Source organism: Alistipes dispar (assembly GCF_006542685.1).
GTDB classification, from domain to species: Bacteria; Bacteroidota; Bacteroidia; order Bacteroidales; family Rikenellaceae; genus Alistipes; species Alistipes dispar.
On the sequence record NZ_AP019736.1, the window covers coordinates 1,269,108 to 1,286,347 of the forward strand.

Annotated in this window: 12 protein-coding genes; 3 read left to right on the forward strand and 9 right to left on the reverse strand. The window is 59.6% G+C overall.

Going from position 1 to position 17,240, the window contains the following annotated elements:
- Window position 1 precedes the first annotated feature (1 nt).
- From FME97_RS05525 to rbsK, 6 genes are all read right to left on the reverse strand, one after another.
- Window positions 2-1,627 (reverse strand): DUF4832 domain-containing protein, encoded by a 1,626-nt coding sequence (locus FME97_RS05525; RefSeq protein WP_232522942.1) that lies wholly within the window; start codon window positions 1,625-1,627, stop codon window positions 2-4.
- A gap of 8 nt (window positions 1,628-1,635) precedes the next feature.
- Window positions 1,636-3,261, reverse strand: coding sequence for a DUF4832 domain-containing protein (locus FME97_RS05530; protein WP_141428260.1), 1,626 nt, complete (start codon window positions 3,259-3,261; stop codon window positions 1,636-1,638).
- Window positions 3,262-3,328: 67 nt separating this feature from the next.
- Window positions 3,329-4,768, reverse strand: a complete 1,440-nt coding sequence (locus FME97_RS05535; protein WP_232522943.1) for a RagB/SusD family nutrient uptake outer membrane protein — start codon at window positions 4,766-4,768, stop codon at window positions 3,329-3,331.
- 25 nt (window positions 4,769-4,793) lie between these two features.
- Window positions 4,794-7,730, reverse strand: a complete 2,937-nt coding sequence (locus FME97_RS05540; protein WP_141428261.1) for a SusC/RagA family TonB-linked outer membrane protein — start codon at window positions 7,728-7,730, stop codon at window positions 4,794-4,796.
- A gap of 26 nt (window positions 7,731-7,756) precedes the next feature.
- Window positions 7,757-8,920: an IPT/TIG domain-containing protein gene (locus tag FME97_RS05545; RefSeq protein WP_141428262.1), complete on the reverse strand. Its 1,164-nt coding sequence runs from the start codon at window positions 8,918-8,920 to the stop codon at window positions 7,757-7,759.
- A gap of 43 nt (window positions 8,921-8,963) precedes the next feature.
- Complete coding sequence (gene rbsK, locus FME97_RS05550; protein ID WP_141428263.1) at window positions 8,964-9,890, reverse strand: ribokinase; 927 nt, start codon at window positions 9,888-9,890, stop codon at window positions 8,964-8,966.
- A gap of 171 nt (window positions 9,891-10,061) precedes the next feature.
- Here rbsK and FME97_RS05555 point away from each other — a divergent pair, with 171 nt between their 5' ends.
- Complete coding sequence (locus FME97_RS05555) at window positions 10,062-11,114, forward strand: LacI family DNA-binding transcriptional regulator (RefSeq protein ID WP_141429957.1); 1,053 nt, start codon at window positions 10,062-10,064, stop codon at window positions 11,112-11,114.
- A 279-nt stretch (window positions 11,115-11,393) separates the two neighbouring features.
- Here the strand turns inward: FME97_RS05555 and FME97_RS05560 are convergent, their stop codons facing one another.
- On the reverse strand, window positions 11,394-12,677 hold the full coding sequence (locus FME97_RS05560; RefSeq protein ID WP_141429958.1) for a YeiH family protein: 1,284 nt from the start codon (window positions 12,675-12,677) through the stop codon (window positions 11,394-11,396).
- A 15-nt stretch (window positions 12,678-12,692) separates the two neighbouring features.
- Window positions 12,693-13,808 carry a porin gene (locus FME97_RS05565; protein WP_141428264.1) on the reverse strand — a complete coding sequence of 372 codons (1,116 nt, stop codon included), beginning with the start codon at window positions 13,806-13,808 and terminating at the stop codon, window positions 12,693-12,695.
- 184 nt (window positions 13,809-13,992) lie between these two features.
- Between FME97_RS05565 and FME97_RS05570 the strand changes: the two genes are divergently transcribed.
- Window positions 13,993-14,532: a flavodoxin family protein gene (locus tag FME97_RS05570; RefSeq protein WP_141428265.1), complete on the forward strand. Its 540-nt coding sequence runs from the start codon at window positions 13,993-13,995 to the stop codon at window positions 14,530-14,532.
- 135 nt (window positions 14,533-14,667) lie between these two features.
- Window positions 14,668-16,425, forward strand: a complete 1,758-nt coding sequence (locus tag FME97_RS05575; protein ID WP_141428266.1) for a 1-deoxy-D-xylulose-5-phosphate synthase — start codon at window positions 14,668-14,670, stop codon at window positions 16,423-16,425.
- A 118-nt stretch (window positions 16,426-16,543) separates the two neighbouring features.
- Here FME97_RS05575 and FME97_RS05580 read toward each other — a convergent pair whose 3' ends face one another.
- On the reverse strand, window positions 16,544-17,224 hold the full coding sequence (locus FME97_RS05580) for an ABC transporter ATP-binding protein (protein WP_141429959.1): 681 nt from the start codon (window positions 17,222-17,224) through the stop codon (window positions 16,544-16,546).
- Between the last annotated feature and the right edge of the window lie 16 nt (window positions 17,225-17,240).

A 17,240-nucleotide genomic window follows, 5' to 3' on the forward strand; every position in this document is an offset into this window, starting at 1 on the left:
TTTACGGTTTGTAATTCAAAGTCGTGTCGCTTCGAAGGTCGTCGAAGTCCGCCGGATCGAGGGCCGGAGCCGATTCGGACTCCCCGACACCGACATATCCCAACGGATGATAACCGCCCGTGAAATAGTTCGTATTGGCAAAACGGACGGTGGGACGGCCGCAGGCCGGATCGAGAATGCCCAGCGCCAGGATGTAACGGCCCTCGGGAAGGTCATCGCCGAGAAGAGGCCGTGCACGGACAGTCACGGTTTCGGGCCGGATGCGGTAGGACGTTCCGTCCCAATCCTCTCCGGGCATCCACTGCGAGAGACGCACGTCGTCGAGTACCGTCCCCCAGACCTTCGCATGCGTTCGGACATCGAGCAGGGCGACCTCGACGGGCCAGTCGTAATAGAAAGGCGAGGAGCCCGTGTTCCGCAGCGAAAACTCCATTCCGAACGCCTCGCCCCTGTCGATCCGGCAAGGGTAGGAAGCATCGGAGAGCACGAACCGGTACCCCATCGCTTTCTGCAATTCCGCGGCGTTGCGGGCAAAGACCGGATCGTTGAAGTCGGCCCAGGTGATGCCGCCCAGATGATTGCAGTGCAGATTGCGAATCTGTTCGATGACGGTATGCCGGGTCGTATCGTCGGCTACGACCGCCTCGAAACTACGGTATTTGGCCAGGTCGCCCCAGTTCCAGGTGATCTCGCCGCCGACGGGCTGCGTCCGCCAGTAATCGCCCCGACGAATCATCGCGTTGTAGCCGCGCTCCATCTCCTGGGGCTGGGCCCACGAATCCCAATAGATTCCGAAATCGTAATCCTCGAACTCATAGGCATAGCGCACCATCACCTTCTTATTACGGAACGCCTCGCGGAACGCGTCGCCCAGTACTTTTTCCATGCCGGGAATCCAGGTACGGCCGGCGACATGACGCGGCTCGTCATGGGGCGGGAAGACGGTCGAAAGGTCGGGATCGTGGTGCTCGCCCCACTCTCCGACGATACCCATTTCGACATAGGCCACGCGCGGATCGTTGTCCCATGCTTCTCCCAGCTTGCGAACCAGGTTTCGCACACGGTCGGGAAACGACGGATCGAAATAACCGCCCGAAATGGGCGTCAGCGAGTCCTGCGGCTCCACATAGGCGCCCACCGAACCGGGAATCTGTTTGTAAGGCCCCGTCTCTCCGGGAAGGTCCTCGGGCCAGTGCCAGCCGTTCAGGTCGTCGCGGTTGGCCGGGTCCTTGGCCCATCCGCCGTGCCACGGCTCAACCCACACGAGCAACACGCGCGGAATCACCTTGACATTCTGCTCCTCAACGCCCTGCCAGCGGTGGTCGCTGTAAGCGATGACGGTCGCTACGCTGTCCGCCGCATTGCGCTCGAGCAGGTTCCACTGCATGTATTCCTTGATGAGCGAACCATAGGGATAAGGGTATTCGGGCCGACGAGCGTCGGTCCCGACCATGAAGTACTCCCGGAATCCTTTCAGCGGATTGCGGAAAGCGGAGTCGTATTCGGCCATCGTGACGCGTACGGTCTCTCCGTCGGAAATGGCCGTATAATGCGCCGCGGAATGCGGGGTGCCACAACCTGCGCAAACGAAGGCACAGAACAGGGCGATCGTCGGAAAACGTGTCATGGGCATCGTCAGTCTACGATATATCTCAAGGTCTTGTCGCTCTGGATGTCGTCGAATTCGGCATTTTTGAGCTCATATTCGTCGCTGTCGGCCCCCACTCCGACGTATCCCATCGGATGGCGGCCTCCGGTAAAGTAGTTCATGGCGGCGAAGCGCAGCGAAGGCAGCATACCGGCAGGATCGAGGACGGCGAGCGACACGATGTATTTGCCCGGCCGCAGTTCCTCGTCGAGCGTCAAGGCGGCAGTCACCTCGTTCTCGGGAGCCGGCGTACCGTAACTGCCGCTCGCAGGATCCCAGTTCTCCCCGGGCATCCACTGAGAAATGTGCGCATCGGCGAGCGTGGCGGACCACACTTTGCGGTGCGTCGATACGTTGAGCAGCGCCACCTCGACAGGCCAGTCGTAATAGAAAGGCGACGAACCCGTATTGACCACCTTGAGCTTCACCTCGAACGGCTTACCCTGCTCGATGCGCGCGGGATAGCAGAACTCCTTGATGACGAAGCGGTATCCCAGCGCTTTCTGTACCGTGGATGCATTGACCTGGAACACGGGATCGTTGAAATCGGCCCATGTCACGCCGCCCAGATGGTTGCAGTGAAGCGAGCGAATCTGTTCGATGACCTTCGCGCGGGTCTCCGCATTGGCCAGACAGTCTTCGAGGCTGCGGTAGCCCTTGTCGTAAAGATCGCCCCAGTTCCAGGTTATCTCGCCGCCGACAGGCTGCGTGCGCCAATAGTCGCCCCGGCGCATCATGGCGTTGTAACCGCGCTCCTCTTCCTCGGAGATGGCCCACGAGTCCCAATAGACGCCGAAATCGTAGTCCTCGAACTCGTATGCATAGCGGATCATGACCTTCTTGTTCTTGAAAGCGGCCTTGAATGCGTCGCCCAACGTCTTTTCAATGCCGGGAATCCAGGTCCGGTTGGCGACATGCTCCGGCTGCGAATGAGGTTTCCAATAGGTCGTGATGTTGGGGTCGTGGTGTTCGCCCCATTCGCCGACAATGCCCATTTCGACATAGGCCACACGCGGATCGTTATCCCACGCCTCGCCCAGTTTGGCGACGAACTTCTTGACACGCTCCTGGAACGTCGGGTCGAAATATCCACCCGTAGAAGGAGTGTTGTCATCGTCCGAACGCACCTCGCGCGGAATGTCCGAAGGCCAGTGCCAGCCGTTCAGGTCATCGGGATGATCCGTGTAGGTATTCTTCTCCACGCCACCCTCGTAAGGCTCTATCCATACGATAAAGGGGCGCGGCACGACCTTGACGTTCATCTCCTCGACGCCTTCCCAACGGTGGTTGCTGTAAGCGATCACTTTGTCCACGCCGTCCGATTCGACGTTCTCCATCATGTTCCACTGCATGTACTCTTTGATGAGCGAACCGTAGGGATAGGGATATTCCGCCCTCTTTTTGTCGATGCCGGGACCGAAGAACTCGCGGAATCCCTTCATCGGATTGCGGAATGCCTGGTAATATTCGTAGGGAACGACCTTCACGACACCGTTCTCTACGGTCGTGCTTCCCGTGTCCCCGCCCTGCGGGAAGTGTTCGCCGCTATCTTTTTCGCATCCTGCCCCGGCGGCGAACAACAGGCAGAATCCCAACCGGAAGATTGTCTTCATAAACAGATTGAATATCGTGAGTTTTCGGAACGGGGAGGCGACGGAACGCCTCCCCGTCAGAACCGTATCAATAACCCGGATTGTTTTCCGTAATGGCATCGTTCGCATCCATGGCGCTCTGCGGAATCGGATAAAGCACATGGAAGTCGCGGATCGTGATATCGTAGGCAGCCTTCACCTGTTCGGCCAGCTTGCCGAAACGGATCAGGTCGAAACGACGCACGTGTTCGCAGCACAGCTCGTGCAGGCGCTCTTCGAGAAGGACATCGGCGAACTGCTGCTTCGTAAGGTTGTCCGCCGCGGTGATCTCGCCCAGCCCGGCGCGTCTGCGCACCTCGTTGAGGCAATCGTACTTGGCATCGGTCTTGTCGTCGATGGCGTTGAGCGCTTCGGCCCGCATCAGCAGCACGTCGGCATAACGGATGTAGATGAAGTTCAGATCGTCGTTCTCGATCTCATTGCCGTATTTCGGATCCCAGAACTTCTTGATCGCCGGCGGAGTCTGCGGAATACCGGCAAACTCGGTCCAGAAGAAAGCCGTCTTGCGCTTGTCCTCGGCGTCGTAACTGTCATAAAGATACTGCGAAGGGCCGAATCCACCCCAGCCTCCGAAAGCCGTCGTGCTGCCCGGAATGTTGCGCGGTCCCCAATAGCTGTGCTGAAGCGAACCCTCCTCGCCCCATTTGCCCGAGTGCTTGAACTGCACCTCGAAAATGTTTTCATACTCTTCGTTCTTATGGTCAGGCGAGAAAATGTCGGCATAGTCGTCGTAGAGATGGAACTTGCCGTAAACCTGATCGAGAGCGGTCAGCGCCTCGCCGGGACGCCCCCACTGCAACAGGACACGGCCCAGCAGGGCATAGGCCGCATAGCTGGTTGCGCGGCCCTTGTCCGATCCGGACTCCCACGACGGGGGAAGTACGCCCGCGGCATCGCGCAGGTCCTGTACGATGACTCCGTAAACGTCATCGGCCGTCGAACGCGGTTTCATGATCTGGTTCTTATCGACCGACGCCGAGGTCCAGAGCGGCACGCCGCCGTACATGCGCACCAGATCGAAATAGAGCAGCGCACGCACGAATTTGGCCTGGGCGATCATCAGACTGCGCGCCTGTCCGCTCACAGGAGCCTCGGAAGGCATGTCGATGACGATATTGCAACGCTTTATACCATCGTAGCAGAGGGTATAGTGATTATCGAAAAAAGAATGCGAGGCCGAAAAAGTGTAATAATGCAACTCGGCATAGGCTGCCCATCCGAGGTCGAACGGCAGTACCTCGTCGGTGCCGAATTCACCCAACGTAATGGCATATTTCGCCTCGAATCCGGCGGTGATGTTCTGCAACGCCCCGTAAGCGGCCGTCAGGGTGTTGTCCCAATCGTCCTCGGTCTTGAACGAGTTTTCGGGAGTCAGCTTGCTTTTGGGGGTTTCATCGAGAAAACTTTCGCAGGAAGTGACCGCACCCAGCATCAGCAGGAATCCCGCGGCACATATCATCTTTTTCATGGTTCGTTTTTTTAGGTTGCGTGTTTTAGAAATTGACGGAAACTCCGCCGATGAAACTGCGCGAACCGGGATAAGGGTTCGTATTGTCCCACGCCTCTACGTCGTAGCCCGTGTAGGCGGTGAAGGTCGCGAGATTCTGCACCGAGAAGAATACGCGGATGCTGTTGGCGCGAATGGCATCGGTCCAACGCTTAGGCAGTGTGTAGCCGATCTCCAGATTCTTGATGCGCAGGTATTTGCCATCCTGCAGGTTGGCATCGGTGCCATCTCCGTTGGCATAGGCGCTGCCTACGCGCGGAGCCGGGTAGACGTTGCTCGGGCGGTCGATGCGCCAATAACCGAAGTAGTAATCCCGGCTCATATTGCCCCATACGTTGTAGGAATTCTGCGAACGCAGCAGCGTGTTGTTGATCTTGTGGCCGCCGGCGAAGTTCATGAACAGCGTGACATCGAAACCATAGAAGCGGAACGTGTTGGAGAAACCGCCGTACCAGGTCGGAGTGCTCTGACCGGCAAACATACGGTCATCGCCGTTGATGACATTGTCGGGCTCTCTGTCGAGGATCTTGCGATCGCCCGGATAGGCGCCGTAGACAGCGGCCTTGTCGGCTTCATCGAGCTGCCATATGCCCTGCGAGTGGAGCAGGTAAAATTCCCCGAGCGAGTGCCCCACGAAAAGCGATTTATTGACATCCTGCTTGCCGTCGTAAAGCTCGATAATCTCGTTGCGGTTATAGGAGATGTTGAACGAAGAGGTCCACTGAAAATTACGCAGATTCAGATTGACCGTGTTCAGCGTGAACTCAATGCCCTTGTTGTCGAGCACGCCCACGTTGGTCATCGAGCTCGTGTAACCCGACTCCTTGGGCAGCGGCACGGTCCAGAGCAGATCGTTCGTGCGTTTGTAGTAACCCTCGATGGTACCGGCGATACGGTTGCCGAACAGGCCGAAGTCCAGACCGATATCCAACTGTTTGGCTTTCTCCCAGGTGAGATCGGGATTGCTGATACTGCTGTAGACGGCTCCCGATACGAGGCTGTTGCCGAAAACGTAGTCAAGACCCGAACCGCCCTGGCTGATCTGCGCGGCATAGGAGTAATCGCCGATATTCTGATTGCCGAGCATACCGGCGCTGACACGCAGTTTGAGGTTATCCACCCATCTGGCTTTCTGCATGAACCGCTCTTCGGAGATACGCCATGCGGCAGCCAGCGAGGGGAAGTAGCCCCACCGGTGTCCCGGAGCGAAGCGCGAGGAACCGTCGCCGCGCATGGTCAGCGTTACGAGGTAACGCTCGTCGAAATTATAGGTCGCACGTCCGTAAAACGACACGAGCGTCGAAGCCGAAGCATAGGACCCGTTGGGACCGTGGGTGGTCGCACCGCTCAGGTTGTTGTATTTGGTCGTCGCATTGAGTCCCTTCGAGTCGGCCGTGACCTCTTCGTAGTCGGTCCGCGAAGCGGAGAATCCGCCCATGACCGTCAATTTGTGCCGGTTGCGCATAAAGTCGTAGGTGACGGTGTTCTCGGTTTGCCAGTACCGTTTCTTGTTGGTCATGATACGGGCATGTCCGTCAGCGGCATAGTGCTGACCCATGCGTCCGTCTTCGTATTCATTGACCTTGAAAAATACCAGCTCCCCGCCGTTGTCCGAACGGATGCGCAGGTTCTTGACAGGCTCCAGCTCCAGATAGAACGATCCCACGACACGGGTCTTCTTGGTGGGTTTGTCCAGCAGATCGACGATGGCTACGGGATTGGCCTTCGTATTGAGGAAACCGTCGAAATAACTGCCGTCGGCGTTATAGATCGGAGCGGTGGGCTGTGCAGTGATGGCGCTGTGCATCGTACCGTAACCCGAGTCGGACTCCTCGTTGATATTCATCAGTTTGGATTCGATGACATTCATCCTCACACCCGAACGCAGCCATTTGTTCAGCGTAGCGTCCATATTGTAACGAACGGTAAATTTGTTGAACGAGGAGCGCTTGACGGTTCCCTGCTGGTCGTAATAGTCGAGACCGAGGTAGTGGGTGGTTGTCTTGCCGCCGCCCGAAATCGAAAGATTATAGTTCTGGAAACTGCCGTTCTGCGTCACGGCATCCTGCCAGTCGGTCGATTCGCCGCGGCTGAGCTGGCGCAATTCCGCCGAAGTCCAGGTATAGGTCTGCCCGGTGGATTCGATCAGGTCGTAATACTGCTGAGCGGTCATCATGTCCTGCTTGTTCATGAGCTTTTGTACGCCGCCCGTGACGTTGAACGACACGCGGGTCTTTCCTGCCGTACCTCTTTTGGTGGTGACGAGTACGACGCCGTTCGAGCCGCGCGATCCGTAAATCGAGGCCGAGGAAGCGTCCTTCAGCACCTCGATGGACTGGATATCGCCGGCCGAAAGATCCTGCAGACCACCCTCCACAGGCACGCCGTCCACAATGTAAAGAGGTTCCGTCCCAGCGTTGATCGAGCCGGCGCCACGGATCAGAATGCTGGCATCGGCTCCGGGTTTCATATTGCCCTGCGTGACCTGTACGCCAGCCGCCGCACCCTGCAGAGCGGCCGAAACCATTCCGATCTTGCTGTTTTTGAGCACATCGGACTTGATGGAGGCCACCGAGCCCGTCAGATCGCTCTTTTTGGCCGACCCGTAACCGATGACCACCACATCGTCCATGTTGTAATTATCGGGGACCATGCGGATTTCCATTCGTGTATCTTTCCCCACGGGAACGGACTGATCGATCATGCCTATGAAAGAGAAAACCAGGGTCTCACCTCTTTTTGCATCGATCGAAAAACATCCCATGGCATCAGTCGATACACCCTTCTGCGTATTTTTTACGACAACGGCAACACCTGCGAGCGGTTCGGAATTTTCATTCATCACCACGCCTTCGACCTTGTTTTGGGCAAAACCGGCCGCAGCCAGCAGCAGTGCTGCCAGTAAAAACAATATCTTTTTCATTGTTGTTCTCGGTTAGTAGTTAGACGCTAAAATTGACGGATCGCGCGGATTCCGATGGCCCATCCCTCCTTGTCCGAAGCCGCCGTCACGAGATTCTCCGCTTCATAGAAGTTCACGTAGTAGGCGCTCCATATCGGCGCGCTGTCGTCGGCATCGCCTTCAGACGACGACCAATAGTTGTTGGCCGCAAGTCCGGCACCCTTTTCGGCAAGCATGTTTTTCTGGTAGAACAGTTGTACGAGTTCCTGCTGCGAAGGGAGAAACCAATCGTCGTACACGATGCCGTCCACGGTCTCGGTCTCCGCATCGCACTGTTCGGCAGCCGACTTCTTGCTCGACGGCCATGTCTCGAACTGCTGGTGGAAATTTTTCATGGCCTCCACGCAAATACGCGTGTTCTCCTTGCCGGCGTATATATCCTTTCTGGTTTCGCCGTGTCTGGAGGTCGGTCCCCATTGTTCGGTCGCCGAACCGGTATTGCTGCGCTTGGCGATCAGTCCGTGAATGCCTCCGTCGGAAATATAGTAGACGATACCTCCGCCTATCTCGTCTCCCACGGCGACGGCCACACTGACCTCTCCCAGACGTCCCTGCCGGTTTCCCCGGGTCAGCGTCAGCGTATTCACTCCATAGCATTCCTCGGGAACAACGATCTCGACTCCCTCGCCGGTCAGTGCGACGTCCGCCGTATGGGATACGCCGGACGGATAGGCGTCGGAAGTAAAGACGGCCTTGTCGCCCGCCTCGAAGCCTTTGCCTCCGATCCGGATTTTCGTACCCCGGGCCGCATGGTCCGTCGGCATCACCAGATCGTCGATAGCGATCACATAAGCCACTTTCAAGTAGTCCGGCAGCGTACTGACAAGACCCGCACGCTCTACGTCCACCTCGTATGTGCCGGCGGCATCGGACGGGATAACGATCGAAATGCCGTAATCGGTCACCTCGATTACCTGGGGTTCAAAGTCCTTTTCCTGCGAAAGCGACGTACAATAAAGTTTGTCCCCTGTGTCGAAACCCTTGCCGGAGATCGTTACCGTCGTGCCGGGAATCGTACTGCTCTCCGCCGGCATGACCACATCTTTCAGAATCGGGGCCACGGGCTCCGCTTTCTGTTCGTTCTCATCGTCGCATCCCGCGGTTGCGAGTGCGAAAAACGAGAAAAGAAGCATAAAGTTCAATTTTCTCATAGATGTTTGGGTTTTTAGGTTCGTGTATCTGATTTTGGATTGGTCAGAGCTGTGCGACCCGAATATCGTCGATTTCCCGGCGATAAGGAACGGAATTTTGCGCGCCGAGCCGAGTTACTGAGATCGAGGCGACGAGCGAGGCGAAACGGGCAGCCTGCACGAGATCGCGTTCTTCGGCCAGCGCAACACAGAGAGCTCCGCAAAAGGTATCGCCGGCAGCCGTAGTGTCTACGGTTTTCACCTTGAACGGAGCGATGTGCGTACATTCGGAGCCGTCGAAGCAGAGAGCTCCGTACGCCCCGAGCGTGATGAGCACGCTGCCGACACCGTATCCATGGAGAACCCGAGCGGCCCGTTCGGCGGTTTCCCAGTCCGTCACTTCGATGTTCGTCAGGGCGCTGGCCTCTCCGCGATTGGGAATCAGGACGTCCACCATTCGGAGCAGCTCTTCCGGAAGAGCCGATGCGGGTGCAGGATTCAAAAGTACCTTCACTCCGGATTCGTGAGCGATACGGGCCGCGCAGATGACGGTTTCGAGAGGAATTTCGAGCTGCATGATGACGAGATCGGCCGACTCGATCTCGGAACGGGCCTGTTCGATGTCGGCAGGCAGAAGGGTGTTGTTGGCCCCCGGAGCGACGGCGATACAGTTTTCGCCTTTGGCATCGACGGTAATCAGGGCCACACCCGAAGGAACTTCGGCATTGCAGAGCATGAAGGCCGTGTCGATACCCTCCTGCCTGTATCCCTCTTCGGCCCGCCGGGCGAACAGATCGTCTCCGGTTTTGCAGATGAAAGTGACACGGCCGCCAAGACGGGCCGCAGCAACGGCCTGATTGGCCCCCTTCCCTCCCGGATTCATCAGGAAAGTGCCACCCAGCACAGTTTCTCCGGGGGCAGGCAGTTTCTCGGACTTGATGACCATGTCCGTGTTGCTGCTACCGATGACAACAATTTTTTTAAGGTTCATTTCGAAGTGTTTTAGGTTTCTGCAGCATGGTTTGCGCATTGCTTTCGACAGGTTGGGATCGTATTTTGCGCAATCGTTTGTGCAATATAAATAAAAAAATCTCAAACAACCAAATTTTCTTTGATCTTTTTTGAAAAAAAAGTATCTTTGGCTATCCAATTATACATAACAATGCAAAAAGAAACCTTGATTACAATAGCAGAGCGGACGGGATTTTCAATATCTACGGTATCCCGGGTACTAAACGGCAAAGCGCAAAAATACCGAATTGCCGACCAGACGGTAAAAACGATCACGGAAGAGGCCCGGAAATGCAACTACCAGCCCAATCTGACTGCGCAAAGTCTTCGGACGAAGCGCACGAACACGATCGGACTGATGGTGCCGAGCATCGACAATCCTTTCTTCGCCAACATCGCTAACGTGATCATCCACGAGGCCCGCCTGTATAAATATACCGTGATCCTGATCGACTCGATGGAAAACGAGAAGGACGAACGGGAGGGAATAGACTCATTGATGAGCCGGAATATCGACGGTATTATCATCGTACCCTGCGGACGCGACGCCCACTCGCTGGAGGAGGCGGCAACCAGGACACCGATTGTCCTGATCGACCGTTATTTCCCCGAAACGACCCTGCCCTACGTTTCGACAGACAATTACCTGGGCAGCTACAATGCAACCCGGATGCTACTGGAGAGCGGACACCGGAAGATCCGCTGCATCCAGGGACCTCCTTCATCCATCACGACGATAGAGCGGGTACGCGGTTACAGCGAAGCCTTGCAATCCTACGGGATAAAAGACGGCGGAATGGTCTCGGGCACCGATTTCTCAATCCAGAACGGGTATGTCGAAACCAAACTGGCGCTTGCAGGGCCGGAACCCCCGACGGCTATCTTCGCCCTGAGCAACACAATCCTGCTCGGTACGCTCAAAGCGGTCGAAGAGGCCGGACTGAATGTTCCGGACGACCTGTCGGTCATTTCGTTCGACAATTACACCTACCTGGATTTTCTGTCCCCGGCCATTACACGGGTCAATCAGCCGATCGAAGAGATGGGCATTCTGGCCGTAAAGATCCTGCTGCAGGCCCTGAAGAACAATGAACCGAGCCATACCCAGATACTGCTGCCTCCGAATATCATCGTCCGCAATTCCGTCCGGCTGCTTCAGGACAGAGACGTTCCGCTCCGATCCGCTGTTTTGGGAGACGGCTGAGAACCGGACTTTCAGCGCAGACCGGAAACCGATCGCGATACGGACCGACAACCGCCGAAACGATCGTTCCGGGCCCCTTACACACAATTCTCCCGGAAACGGCGATTATCATGTTGCGACGGCACGTCTGCATTCCAGTATCCGACCGTCATCGACAATACGTCCGGCAAGTCCGAGCGTTCCAAGAATGTTCCGCCACAGCCCCAACGTTCCTACGGTCAGTCCGAAAGGCTCCGTCACCGGCGGATTCAGCTTTCATTTCGCGCAGAAGGGGCGCACCTATGCCGTCCACATGGGCTTCAGCACGCCGAACAACAGGCAGGCGATCACGAAGGTGACGACGATGTTGAAACCCTGCGCCGCGAGGAACGAACGGAGCAGGTTGCGGTTCTCCTTCGATACGATCTCCTTCAGACGCGTGTCGAGGCCGATGCAGACGAAGGCCAGCGAAAAGAAGACCGTGGAGAAGGTCTTGGCGACACCCGTTTCGGCGAGTTTGCCGCCGTCGCCCGGGACGAAGAACCCGCCCGACTGCATCAGGCTGAAGACGAGCGAGGCGGCGACGAATCCGAGGATGAACTTGGGGAACTTCTCCCAGACGATGCCCAGCGAGGGGGCCTCGCGGCCCCGCTCCCCGCGGGTCGAGAGGTAGAGCGCGATGAAGAAGGCCACCACGCCGATCAGCACGTTCTGCGCCGCCTTGATGATGACGGCCTGCCGGTTGGCCGCGTCGCCGATCATCTCGCTCGAAGCCACGACGCCCGACGTGGTGTCGATCGTGCCGCCGATCCACGCTCCGGCGACCTCCTGCGCCACGGAGGGTTCGAACAGATGCGGCAGGATCAGTCCGGCCAGCCACGGCATGAGGTAGATCATCGGCACGACGACGATGAGCACCAGCGAGACGATATACGAGAGTTTCCTGTCGTCGCCGCCCGCCACGCGCGCCGCGGTGATGCAGGCCGAGACGCCGCAGATCGAGACGCCGCTCGACAGAATCATCGCCGAACGTTCGTCCACGCCCCGGCGGCGCGAGAACCGGAAGGCGAAGAACCAGACGAGCGCCACGACCAGGCAGGCCTGCACGAGGCCGAAGACGCCCGACTTCATCACGTCGCCGATAAGGATCGTCGCTCCGAGGCAGACAACGCCGATCTTGATGAAGAACTCGCCCTGAACGGCCGGTTTCATCCAATCGGGAAGGCGCCAGAGGTTGCGGATCAGCAGCCCGAAGAGCACCGAGAAGAAGACCGATTCGAAGCCGTATTTCGCCACGACGGGAATCTTGGCCACGACCTGCGCCACGAGCGAGACGGCGAAGACCACGACCAGCGACGGCAGCAGCCCCCGGACCGGACGGCGCAGCAGGAGACTCCCGACGTAGAGCACGACGAGCACGATCAGAAACAGCAGGGCGATGTTGTACCACGCCACGCTGCCCACGAGCGTCGCGGGAACGGCAGGCAGACTGCGGGGGACGAGCGCCGAGAGCAGCAGCAGCGGAACGGAGACCCAGACCGCCACCCAGTCTTCGACACGGAGTTTTTCGAGCAGGTTTTTCATCATATCGCAAGAACTTTAAAAGATTCCGGAAAACATGACCGCGACGACGTTGCGGTTCGAGACACCGTGCGAAGCGTAGTCCTCGTAGGTGTAGTCGAGCTGGCAGCGCAGGTACTTCACCGGCTGCCAAAGGATGCCGGCCGTGTAGTTGGTCTGGCGGGAGGACGGCGCGGAGGTATTCTCGAGGAAAGTGTCGTAGCGCACGACGGGCATCAGCGTCCGCGTGACGCGCCAGCCGCCCAGCACATACCAGCCGCTGCTCTCCAGGAGGCCGCCCGCCGGGCGTTCGTCTCCGGCCGGAAGTCCCGTCTCGCCGCCGATCCACTCGCCGCGCAGGACGACCGGGCCGCGGTCGTAGCAGGCGCCCGCTCCGTAACGGACGCGCCGCAGGTAGGAGACGCCGTATTCGCCCCGGTAGTAGGAGGCCGAAAGGAGCAGCCCCGGGAAGGGCCGGACACCCAGCCGCGCGGAGAGGTCCTTCGAGGTATTCCTGTCCTTCGTATTGATGCCCTCGCCGTTGAACACGCCCAGGTCGTAGCTGAGCACGTCGTACCCGTCGCGCCGGAAGAATCCGCCGTAAAGCGTGGCGCCCATGTCGCGCCCCGTGGCCGAGAGGCCGCAGACATCCTCGAAGCCCATCAGCCGGCGCAGTCCGAGCGGGTATTCGATCAGCTCGAACTTCAGGGGCACGTAGTCCGTGTTCTCGATCGAGAAGGGAACCTTGTACTCGCCCAGCTTGACGTTGAGCTGGCGCAGCGGCTTCCATTCCACGTAGGCATCGACGACCTTGGGCGAGGCGAACTCGATCTGCACGCGGTAGCCCAGCTTCGGGGCGAGATTCCCCGCGAGATTCAGCCGCACGCGCTTGATGAAGAAGGTCGAGGAGCGCTCCGCGGCCTCGTAGCCCAACTGCACATAGCCCGAAATCGCCGGAAGGCGCTCCAGAATCCGTTCCCACGAGGAGGTTTTCACCGGCAGGGCATCGGCTTCGGCCGGAAGGCGGGCCGCATCGGCGGCGGATACCGCGGCGACGCTGTCCGCGGCCGGGAGCGCGGAGTATCCGGCGGCATGCTCCGCCCGCAGGCCGAAAGGCAGCAGTACGAGCAGCAACGAGAGGGCGATCGGTTTCATACGCACGGGTTTTTCGTTCACGGTGCAAAGGTCGTTATTCCCGCGGGATGAGGCAATACGCGAAAATACCTAAAAACCCGGCGGCAGGGCGAAACCGGAATCCGGGTAATATTATCCGTAATCGGGATTAGGCGGAAGTCGTTTTTTCCCGCTATTTTTGCACCGCAGAAAAACACGAACGACAATGGCGAAACGAGTACTGATTCTTTCATCCAGCCCGCGCCGGGGCGGCAACTCCGACCGGCTCTGCGACGAGTTCCTGCGCGGAGCCGCCGAGGCGGGCCACGACGCGGAGAAGATTTTCCTGCGCGACCGGACCATCGGCTACTGCACGGGATGCGGCGCATGCAGCCGCGACGGCAAACCCTGCCCGCAGCGGGACGACGCGGCGGAGATCATCGACAAGATGGTGCGGGCCGACGTGATCGCGATGGCCACGCCGGTCTATTTCTACACGATGGCGGCCCAGATGAAAACCCTGATCGACCGCTGCTGCGCACGTTACACGGAGATCAGCGGCAAGGAGTTTTACCTCCTGCTCACGGCCGCCGAGGAGGAGCGGGAGAAGATGCTCCGCACGGCAGACACCTTCCAGGGGTTCTTCGACTGCCTGGAGGAGCCGCACCTCCGTGCGACCGTATTCGGCACGGGCGTGTGGCACGCGGGCGAAATCGCGGGACATCCCGCCCTGCGCGAAGCCTACGAAGCGGGGAAAGGCATCTGACCGGACCCCTCCCTTCCGGCGGCCGCACGGCGGTCTCCGGAAAGGCATTCCGGCCGCACCGGGCAGGAAAGACTGCGAACGCGACGGCCGACACAGACAGATACCGGACAGGACAAACACAAAAACGAACACAGCATGTATCTTGAAAAAATCGACGCTCCGCAGGACCTCCGGGGTCTCACGACGGAGCAACTGCGTGCGCTGGCGGACGAGATCCGCGAGGCGCTGCTGCGGAAACTGAGCGCCCACGGCGGACATATCGGACCGAACCTGGGCATGGTGGAGGCCACGATCGCCCTGCACCGCGTATTCGACTCGCCGAAGGACAAGATCATCTACGACGTCTCGCACCAGAGCTATGTCCACAAGATGCTGACGGGCCGCCGCGAGGCGTTCCTCGATCCGGCGGACTACGACGAGGTGTCGGGTTACACCAATCCGCAGGAGAGCGAGCACGACCACTTCACGATCGGCCACACCTCGACCTCGGTGAGCCTGGCCTGCGGATTGGCCAAGGCCCGCGACCTGCGGGGCGGCAGCGAGAACGTGATCGCCGTGATCGGCGACGGCTCGCTGAGCGGCGGCGAAGCCTACGAAGGACTGAGCAATGCCGGAGAGGCGGGCACGAACCTCATCGTCGTGGTGAACGACAACGAAATGTCGATCGCCGAGAACCACGGCGGCCTCTACGCCAACCTGCGCGAACTGCGCGAAAGCGACGGCAAGGCCCCGTGCAACTTCTTCCGCGCGCTGGGGCTGGACTACCTCTACGTGAAGGAGGGCAACGACATCGAGGCGCTCACCGCCGCCTTCCGGCAGGTGAAGGACACGCCGCGACCGGTCGTCGTGCATATCCGCACGCTCAAGGGCAAGGGATACGCCCCGGCCGAGCGGCAGAAGGAGCGGTTCCACTGGGGAATGCCGTTCGACCTGGCGACGGGCGAACCGAAAGCCGCAGGCGGCGGGGAGGACTACTGCGACCTGACGGGCCGCTTCCTGCTGGAACGGATGCGCACGCAGCCCGAGCTGGTGGCCATCACGTCGGGAACCCCGGCCGTCATGGGATTCACGCCCGAACGCCGCCGCGAAGCCGGACGGCAGCTCGTGGACGTGGGTATCGCCGAAGAGCACGCCGTGGCGCTGGCTTCAGGCATCGCAAAGGCCGGAGGCCGCCCCGTGTACGGCGTGTACAGCACCTTCATCCAACGCTGCTACGACCAGCTCTCGCAGGACCTCTGCATCAACGGGAATCCGGCGGTGATCGCCGTATTCATGGGGACCGCGGCGGGCATGAACGACGCGACGCACCTCGGGTTCTTCGACATCCCGCTGCTGGCGAACATCCCGAATCTGGTCTATCTGGCGCCGACCTGCGCGGAGGAGTACTTCGCCATGCTCGACTGGGCGATCCGCCAGCGGGAACACCCCGTGGCCGTGCGTGTGCCGGGAGCCGCCGTAGTGCACCGTCCCGGGCCGTTCGACACGGAATACGGCGAACTGAACCGCTACCGCGTGGAGCGCAGGGGCAGGGAGGTGGCCATCCTGGCGCTCGGGTCGTTCCATGCGCTGGGCGAGGAGACGGCCGACCGGCTGAAAACCGAGGCGGGAATCGACGCGACGCTGGTGAATCCGCGCTACATCACGGGCCTCGACGAGGAGCTGCTGGAGGAGCTGCTGCGCGATCACCGGGCGGTCGTCACGCTGGAGGACGGCTCGCTGGACGGAGGTTTCGGCGAGAAGATCGCCCGGCGGTACGGCCCCACGCCGATGCGGGTGCTGAACTACGGACTCCGCAAGGAGTTCGCCGACCGCTACGACCTCGGAGAGCTGCTGCGCGCGAACCGGCTGACCGGAGAGCAGATCGCGGAGGACGTGCTGCGCATCGTGCGATAGCGCGGGGTGCGACCCGATACGACGAACCCGGCGGACCTTTGCGGTCCGCCGGGTTTCGCTTGCCCCTCCCGCCCGGGGACTTCCGTACGGCATCGGCAGACGGCGGCGGGAACGCCGGTCACATGCGGTTCGCGAGGTCCTTGACCAGTTCGCCGTCGAACAGGTGCAGCACGCGGTGGGCGAAGGTCGAATCGTACTGCGAGTGGGTCACCATGATGACCGTCGTGCCCTCGCGGTTGAGCTCCGAGAGCAGTTCCATCACCTCGCGGCCGTTCTTCGAATCGAGGTTGCCCGTAGGCTCGTCGGCCAGGATCAGCTTGGGATTCGACACCACGGCGCGGGCGATGGCCACGCGCTGCTGCTGACCGCCCGAAAGCTGCTGCGGAAAGTGCTCGGCACGGTGCGAAATGTTCATGCGGCCCAGGATCTCGTTCACGCGGCGCTTGCGCTCGGCGGCCTTCACGCGCATGTAGATCAGCGGCAGCTCGACGTTCTCGAAGACGTTCAGCTCGTCGATCAGGTTGAACGACTGGAAGACGAAGCCGATATTGCCCTTGCGGAACTTCGTGCGGTCCCTCTCCCGGAAGGCGGCGACCTCCTGCCCCAGCAGGGAGTAGCTCCCGGAAGTGGGATTGTCCAGCAGGCCCAGAATATTGAGCAGCGTGGACTTGCCGCATCCCGAAGGCCCCATGACGGCGACGAACTCGCCCTCGTCCACGTCGAACGACACGCCGTTCAGGGCGATGGTTTCGATCTCCTCGGTCCGGAAGACCTTGCGGAGGTTCTCGACTTTCAGCATTGACATGACTAAATGT

Coding starts and splice junctions, on each gene's coding strand:
- FME97_RS05525 (WP_232522942.1), bottom strand. CDS start 1,627: ATGACACGTTTTCCGACGATCGCCCTGTTCTGTGCCTTCGTTTGCGCA.
- FME97_RS05530 (WP_141428260.1), bottom strand. CDS start 3,261: ATGAAGACAATCTTCCGGTTGGGATTCTGCCTGTTGTTCGCCGCCGGG.
- FME97_RS05535 (WP_232522943.1), bottom strand. CDS start 4,768: ATGAAAAAGATGATATGTGCCGCGGGATTCCTGCTGATGCTGGGTGCG.
- FME97_RS05540 (WP_141428261.1), bottom strand. CDS start 7,730: ATGAAAAAGATATTGTTTTTACTGGCAGCACTGCTGCTGGCTGCGGCC.
- FME97_RS05545 (WP_141428262.1), bottom strand. CDS start 8,920: ATGAGAAAATTGAACTTTATGCTTCTTTTCTCGTTTTTCGCACTCGCA.
- rbsK (WP_141428263.1), bottom strand. CDS start 9,890: ATGAACCTTAAAAAAATTGTTGTCATCGGTAGCAGCAACACGGACATG.
- FME97_RS05555 (WP_141429957.1), top strand. CDS start 10,062: ATGCAAAAAGAAACCTTGATTACAATAGCAGAGCGGACGGGATTTTCA.
- FME97_RS05560 (WP_141429958.1), bottom strand. CDS start 12,677: ATGAAAAACCTGCTCGAAAAACTCCGTGTCGAAGACTGGGTGGCGGTC.
- FME97_RS05565 (WP_141428264.1), bottom strand. CDS start 13,808: ATGAAACCGATCGCCCTCTCGTTGCTGCTCGTACTGCTGCCTTTCGGC.
- FME97_RS05570 (WP_141428265.1), top strand. CDS start 13,993: ATGGCGAAACGAGTACTGATTCTTTCATCCAGCCCGCGCCGGGGCGGC.
- FME97_RS05575 (WP_141428266.1), top strand. CDS start 14,668: ATGTATCTTGAAAAAATCGACGCTCCGCAGGACCTCCGGGGTCTCACG.
- FME97_RS05580 (WP_141429959.1), bottom strand. CDS start 17,224: ATGCTGAAAGTCGAGAACCTCCGCAAGGTCTTCCGGACCGAGGAGATC.